Origin of the sequence: Desulfuromonas sp. (genome assembly GCF_002868845.1) — a bacterium.
GTDB lineage: Bacteria > Desulfobacterota > Desulfuromonadia > Desulfuromonadales > BM501 > BM501.
On record NZ_PKUB01000017.1, the window covers coordinates 23,202 to 29,839 of the forward strand.

Sequence of the window (6,638 nt, forward strand, 5' to 3'; positions counted from 1 at the left end):
CTACGCCCCGCCGGCCCGGCGCCGGCTCCCCTTGTCGAAGGAGATCAGCTTGTCCCAGAGCAGGCCCCGGTAGCCGAAACGCTGCATCACCGAGAGCCGTGCCTGCCCCTCGCTCGGAGGGAAGATGCGGTCGCGGCGGCCGGCGAAGGCGGCCTCGATGGCGGCGTTCATCTGCTCGGAATCGACCCCGGGCGAGAAGTAGTAGACCGGCCGAAGCAGGGGCGCGTCCGGGGCGATCACGCCGTCGGCGACGGCCCGCTGGTGGATCGGCGCCCCCTGAAGGATGCGGATGCCGGAGAAGGCGAAGACGACCGCGGGGCCGAGCCTCTCCATGTTCTCCAGTCCCTCTTGAAGCGTCTCCGTCGTCTCGCCGGGGCCGCCGAAGATGACGAAGTGGGCGCAGGGGACCTTCTCCTCCAGGCAGGCCCGGTTGACCTCCAACACCTCGGCGAAGGAGAAGCCCTTGTCGAGCCCGGCCAGGGTCCGGTCGCAGGCGGCGTCGGTCCCAAGTTCCACGGCGGAGAGGCCCGAGCGCTTGAGCAGGGCCAGCTCGGCCCTCCCCAGCCCCTGGGGACGGAAGTAGCCGCACCAGTTGAGTTTCAGCTCCCGCCGGATCAGCTCCTCGGCCACCTCCAGGTAGTGGCCGCGGGGGTCGTTGAAGACCGAGTCGGTGAAGAAGACGTGGTCGACCCCGTGCTCCCGGGTCATCCGCTCCAGGTCGTCGGCCACCTCCCGGGGGTCGCGGGGGCGGAAGTCCTTCCCCTCCAGGTGGGGATAGGTGCAGTAGGCGCAGGCGTGGGGGCAGCCCCGCTTGGTCTGCAGGTTGAGCATGCCGCTTCCCCGCAGGTAGAAGTCGACCAGCTTCTCCTCCAGGAGGGGGGCCGTCATCTCCCCCCCCGCCAGGGGGGCGCCGCCGGCGATGATGCGCCCGGCCGCCTTCCCCGCCGCCAGGGCGTCGATCAGCTCGCAGGCCGCCCGCTCCCCCTCGCCGACGATGCCGTGGTCCCCGCCGACGAAGTCGAGGATCTCCTCCGGCAGGATGGAGAAGGCCGGGCCCCCGAGGATCACCGGGACCGCGGTCTCCGTCCGCAGGCAGGCGACGAGGCGGCGGGCCTGCTCAAGGTACCAGCCCCCTTCGGCGCAGAGGGAGTCGACGTTGTCGATGTTGCGCAGGGAGAGGCAGACGAAGTCGGGGGCGAACTCCCGCACCGCCTCGGTCAGCCTCTGCTCCGAGCGCTCCTCGGCCAGGAAGTCGAACTGGCGCACCTGGTGGCCGGAACCGGCGAGGGCCCCGGCGACGACCGCCATCCCGAGGGGATAGACCGGGTAGGGCTCGGTGGAGACGTTGCTGGAGAGGAGAAAGACCCGGCTCATGCCCCGCCCTGCCTCCGGAAGGCCCTGCGGGAGCCGGCGTCGTAGCGCCGGTAGGTGCCATCCTCCATCTCCCGCCCGATGACCTGCTTGAACAGCTCCCCCATCTTCAACTGGTGGCCGCCGCCGGCGTAGAAGGTGTCCCAGGCGTATTCGTACATCTCCTGGAGCTCGTCGGGAGTCATCTTTTTCGGCTGGAAGACGACCTTGCCGGCGGTGTAGTCGATCCAGTCGTTGCTCAGGATGCGTCCCTGCCTCTCGAGCTGGGCGCGGATCGGCGAATGGGGGAACGGGGTGAGGACCGTGAACTCGGCCACGTCGAGCTCCACCTCGAGGAGGAAGTCTACGAGGCGCTTGATGTCGTCGGCGTCCTGGTCGTCGGTGCCGAGGATGATCGTCCCCTCGATCCCGATGCCGTGGTCCTTGAGGCGCCGGATCCGGTTGCGGATCGTGTCCGAGGTGTCGAAGACAGCCTGGTAGACGTACCAGGCTCCGGCGTCGGCGGCGAGCTTGAGGACCTCGTCGTCGTCGAGGATCGGGTGGGAAACCCACTTCTTCTTCAGGGGCGCCATGGCGGTGAAGAGGTCGATCAGCCACTGCCGGTCCTGGGCGAGGGAGTTGTCGACGATGAAGAGGCGGTTGTTGCGGATCGCCTCCATCTCGGCGATGACCTTGTCGATGGGGCGCGGACGGAACGCCTTGCCGCCGAGGTAGCCGGTGCAGCAGGGAAAGCAGTCGAAGCGGCAGCCCCGCGAGGCGTGCACCAGGTCGAGCATCTGCACCCCGCGGTAGTTGTAGAGGTCGCGGTCGAGGATCTCCCGGCGGGCGGTGCCGACCAGCTCGATGTCGGGGTGGCGGTGCATGTAATCGTAGACCTTCTGCAGGCGTCCCCTCTGGAAGTCCTCGATCACCCCGGCGAAGCGCCCCTCGACCTCGCCGAGGAAGACGCTGTCGGCGTGGCCGGCCACCTCCTCGGCGTGGAGCATGGTGGCGATGCCGCCGAAGATCACCGGAACCCCCCGCTCCCGGTACTCCCGGGCCACCTCGAAGGCGCGGGGGAGCTGGCAGGAGAGCATGGTGGAGACCGCGACCAGGTCGACCCCCTCGTTGAAATCGACGCTCTGCAGGTTCTCGTCGACGAAGGAGAGTTCCACCTCCGGGGGGACGGCGGCGGCAAAGACGACGGGGCCGTGGGGCGGCAGGTGGAACTCGGTCTGGCGCTCCAGCTTGGGCCAGCTCGGGTAGATCAGCTTCATCCTCATGGGTCAGCCTCTTTCTTCGGTAGCTTCAAAGCAGCGGCCTCAGCCGCGGGAATTCTTATGGCACGCACGGACCAGGGACGGCAGGTCCGCCACCGGGCACCCGTCCAGGGCGAGGCCCTCGGCGATGGAGAGCTCGCCGAGGGGGGCGAGCCCTCCGGCCGGTTCGCGCTCCAGAACGACGAACAGGGCCCCGGGGGCGGCTCCCTCCGGAGCCTCAAGGGGCGGCGGGGCCTCGAGGTCGCAGATGCCGGCGAGCACCCCCTTCTCGTCTCCCCATTCAAGGTTCTCCAGGGCCATCGTCAGGGCCTCCGACCCTCTCGGCCCGGCGCCGCTCAGGACCAGGCCGCCCCCGGAGAGGCCGAAGCGGATCGCCGCCTCGCCGAGAAAGGTGTTGGGCAGGGTGTAGGCGAAGAGGTGCGGGCTGGCCAGGGAGCCCCCTTCCTCAAGGACCGTGTCGAAGTAGGCGCCGTCGGTGGCGAGGCAGCCGCAGGCGCTCTCGGCGAGCAGGCCGAAGGGGCGCTTGGAGTCCCATTCCTCCAGCCCGGCGTCGCGCAGGGCGAATGCGATCGCCGCCAGGCCGGTGCGGGAGAAAGGGTCGAGGCGCCCGAAGCGGCGGTCCGGCGCGGCGAAGACCTCCTTGCGTGAGATCTCGGGGAGGACTCCGGCGGGCATGGCGAATGCCCCCTTCGCCCTGCCACGTCCCGGTCCTGCGGCGCTCACCCAGCCGATGCCGGTCACGAAGGCTTTCATCGCGCCCCTCCCCGCTCCAGAAGGACGGCGGCGTTGACCCCGCCGAAGCCCGAGTTGGTCGACAGGAGGCACCCCGGCCCGAAAGAGCGCGGCTCGCCGTGGACCCGGCCGCGGCCGAGTTCCTCCGGCCGGCGCAGGCCGAGGGTCGGCGGAGCGGCCCCCTCGTTCAGGGCGCACAGGCCGAGGGCGATCTCGATCCCCCCGGCGGCGCCGAGGGTGTGGCCGAGGGCCCCCTTCACCGAATGAAGGGGGACCGGGCGCTTGCCGAAAACCGTGTCGAAGGCGGTCAGCTCCATGAGGTCGTTGTAGGCGGTGCCGGTGCCGTGGGCGCAGACCGCGGCCACCGCATCGGGCTCCAGCCCGGCCCTGTCCAGGCTCTGGCGCACCGCCGCAACCAGGCCGCAGCCGTCGCGCGCCGGGGCGGTGATGTGGTGGGCGTCGCCGGCGACCCCCCAGCCTCGAACCCGGCCGAGAACCGGGCGCCCCTCCCGGGCGGCGCAGGGGGCGCTCGTCAGGAGCAGGGCCGCGGCCCCCTCGCCGAGGGAGAGACCGGCGCGCTCCCTGTCGAAGGGGCGGCAGGGCCGGGGGTCGAGAGCCTGCAGGGCGGAGAATCCCGAGAAAACGAACTCGCTGACCAGGTCGAGGCAGCAGACAAGGACCGCCTCGGCGCGGCCGGAGGCGATCGCGGCCGCCGCCCGGGCCACGGCGATGGTCGAGGAGGCGCAGGCCGCGCTGACATTGACTCCCCCGGCCAGTCCCAAACGCTCGGCGACGGCCTTCGGCAGGGCCCCGAGGGGGAGGTCGGCGGCGTCGGCCGGCAGCCCGCGGCGCAGCCGTTCCAGGTTGTCGATCCCCCCCTTGGTGGAGGCGGTCAGGAGCCGGCAGCCGCCAGGTAGCAGCCCGATTCCGTCCAGCAGGCGGTCGAGCAGGGGATGCATCAGCGAACCCTCCCCGGCCCGTTCCAGCCCGGGGACGCAGGCGGCAAACCCGCTCCCGTAGCCCTCCGCGGCGAAGCGTGTCAGCGGGACGATGCCGCTGCTCCCGGCGAGCAGAGCGTTCCAGGTCTCCGCCAGGTCGTCGCCGAGGGCCGTCACGACCCGGGCCTCGCTGATGCAGACCTCCCTCATGCCAGCTCCCCGTCCTGCCAGCGACGCTGAAAGTCCCGGTAGAAAGGGGGAGAGACGAGGAGCAGCTCGTGGTCCCGGTCCATCAGCATCTGCACCGTGTAGCCCGTGGTGGCGACCCGTCCCTCGCCGTCGCGGATGACGAACTCGTGGTTGAGGCGCGCCGCCTCGGACCAGTGGAGGATCCCCTCGACGGTGAATTCCTCCCGGAAGCGCAGGGGGCGGTGGTAGTCGGCGTGAATCGAGCGCAGGGGGGCGAGCACTCCGTTGTCGTAGAAGTCGAGGTAGCCGATGCCGTACATCTCCCCGAGGGCGACCCGGGCGTCCTCGAAGTAGCCGGCGTAGCGCCCGTGCCAGACGATTCCCAGGGGGTCCACCTCCTCGAAACGGACGGTCCTGGAGACGGTTCTGCGCAGGGGCGGGGGATCCCCCGGACGGCTCGGGAAATAGGGTTTTCTCATTCTTCGTCCCCGGCGGCAAAGACCATGCGGAAAGAGGCGGCCTCCTCCCCGTCCGCCTCCAGTGCGGCGTCGAAGACCGGGGCGTCAGAGCCCCGCCGGCGGCAGGAAACGGTGATTTCCTGGCCGGGGCGCAGCTGCACCAGGAAGCGGGCCCGCTCGACCCGCGCCAGCCTCAGGGGGACGCCGGCGAATTCCTCGGCGAGGAGGGCGGCGGTCAACATCTGGACCACCGCGGGAAGGACCGGGTAGCCGGGGAAGTGCCCGTCAAAGCCGGGAAAGTCCGCCTCGAAGCGGTAGCGCCCGGTCGTCTCGTCCTCGCCGGAGCGCGCCGGGCCGAGGGCGGCCTCGCGTATCGCCTGTCGAATTCCAGTGTCCCGTTTGGTTTGTCGTGTCATTTGAATCTGAGTCATTTTGGTTGTTGTCAAGGCGCGCCGACGCAGGCCTGGCCTGTGCCCAGTCGAGGAGGCGCAACGCAGACAGCGGGCAAAAGGGCCATAATCACGGGATAGGAAAAACCGTACGAGGCACTAGCCATCGATCTTCCTCACATCCTCCAGCCAGAGGGTCAGCCGGAAACCGGCCCGGCGATCCTCCAGGACCGCCCCCTCGGGAATCGGGTGACCGGGCCCCGGCCGGTACTGGTAGTAGCGCACCCGCCAGCGCCCGCTCTCCCCGGCGCCGGTCGTCTCGATCAGGTAGGGGCCCGCGCCGCCGAAGACGAAACGCCGGTTTTCCCCGCCCTCCTCCTGGAGCAGCCGGTACTCCCTGCGCCCGGTCTCCAGGGTATCACCGGGGCCGGGACGGGGGGCAAGGAAAATCCGCCGCACACTCAAAGCCACCGCCTCGGCCAGACCGGGGTAGTCCCCCAGCGCGGGGAGGAGGTGATGCTGGCGATAGCCGTCGGAGGTCACCGTCAGGTCGAGGAGCTTCAGCCCCATCCCGTCGAGGGCGACAAGCCGGGCCGTGTGGCTCCCCGTGTCGAGCTCCATGAACCCCTCGAGGGGCAGGCGTGAACCGCGCAACTCGAAGAGGGCCGTCTGTCGGCAGCGGTAGACCCCGGGAGCGGCCAGCCAGTGACCGCCGACCAGCTCCCCGGCGGTCGCCGGGGCGGTCGCCACCAGGGGGGTCCGCTCGAAGGGGACCGAACTGCAGGCCGCCAGGGTCAGCGCCAGGGACATCATCAACACCCCGGAGGCGAGGGTCGTCCTCTTCATCGCCGGCTCCCGGCGAGGGCGGGGACCACCAGGAGGGCCGCAGGCAGGGCGGAGCCGACCCCGAACAGCACCGTCACCCCGATGGAGTGCATGGCCGGGTGGCTGGCCAGGGCCAGGGCGCCGAAGCCTGCCAGGGTGGTCAGGCCCGAAACGAGGACCGCCCGGTCGGTGGCGTGGTCGAATCCTTCGCTGACTTTGCAGACCATAAAAATCCCGTAATCCACCCCGAGCCCGACGACCAGGATCGTGGCGACGATGTTGAACAGGTTGAACTCCAGCCCGAGCAGGCCCATCGCCCCGGACATGAAGATCAGGCCGGTGGCGACGGGGAGGAGCGCCAGGGCGACCTTGCCCGGACTGCGAAAGAGCAGGGCGAGAAGAGCCGTCACCACCAGGCAGGCCAGGACGATGAAACGCAGAAAGTCGCGGCCGACCGCGGTCCCCACCGCGTCGCCG

The 6,638-nt window shown here is 70.3% G+C and carries 8 protein-coding genes; all 8 read right to left on the reverse strand.

What is annotated here, in order from left to right:
- Positions 1 to 1,374, reverse strand: a complete 1,374-nt coding sequence (locus C0617_RS05060; RefSeq protein ID WP_291315928.1) for a lipid biosynthesis B12-binding/radical SAM protein — start codon at positions 1,372 to 1,374, stop codon at positions 1 to 3.
- A complete protein-coding gene (locus C0617_RS05065) occupies positions 1,371 to 2,633 on the reverse strand; it encodes a radical SAM protein (RefSeq protein ID WP_291315929.1) in 1,263 nt (420 codons plus the stop codon). Before C0617_RS05065 ends, C0617_RS05060 begins: the two co-directional genes overlap by 4 nt.
- A gap of 39 nt (positions 2,634 to 2,672) precedes the next feature.
- Entirely contained in the window at positions 2,673 to 3,383 is a 711-nt protein-coding gene (locus C0617_RS05070; RefSeq protein ID WP_291315930.1) for a beta-ketoacyl synthase N-terminal-like domain-containing protein, read from the reverse strand.
- Entirely contained in the window at positions 3,380 to 4,510 is a 1,131-nt protein-coding gene (locus C0617_RS05075) for a beta-ketoacyl synthase N-terminal-like domain-containing protein (protein ID WP_291315931.1), read from the reverse strand. The genes C0617_RS05070 and C0617_RS05075 overlap by 4 nt, the downstream gene beginning before the upstream one ends.
- Positions 4,507 to 4,968, reverse strand: coding sequence for an acyl-CoA thioesterase (locus C0617_RS05080; RefSeq protein WP_291315932.1), 462 nt, complete (start codon positions 4,966 to 4,968; stop codon positions 4,507 to 4,509). Before C0617_RS05080 ends, C0617_RS05075 begins: the two co-directional genes overlap by 4 nt.
- Positions 4,965 to 5,363: a hypothetical protein gene (locus tag C0617_RS05085; protein ID WP_291315933.1), complete on the reverse strand. Its 399-nt coding sequence runs from the start codon at positions 5,361 to 5,363 to the stop codon at positions 4,965 to 4,967. Before C0617_RS05085 ends, C0617_RS05080 begins: the two co-directional genes overlap by 4 nt.
- A 132-nt stretch (positions 5,364 to 5,495) precedes the next feature.
- Positions 5,496 to 6,182: a hypothetical protein gene (locus C0617_RS05090; protein WP_291315934.1), complete on the reverse strand. Its 687-nt coding sequence runs from the start codon at positions 6,180 to 6,182 to the stop codon at positions 5,496 to 5,498.
- On the reverse strand, positions 6,179 to 6,638 hold a 460-nt coding region (locus C0617_RS05095), incomplete at its 5' end, for an MMPL family transporter (RefSeq protein WP_291315935.1). The genes C0617_RS05090 and C0617_RS05095, both read right to left, overlap by 4 nt.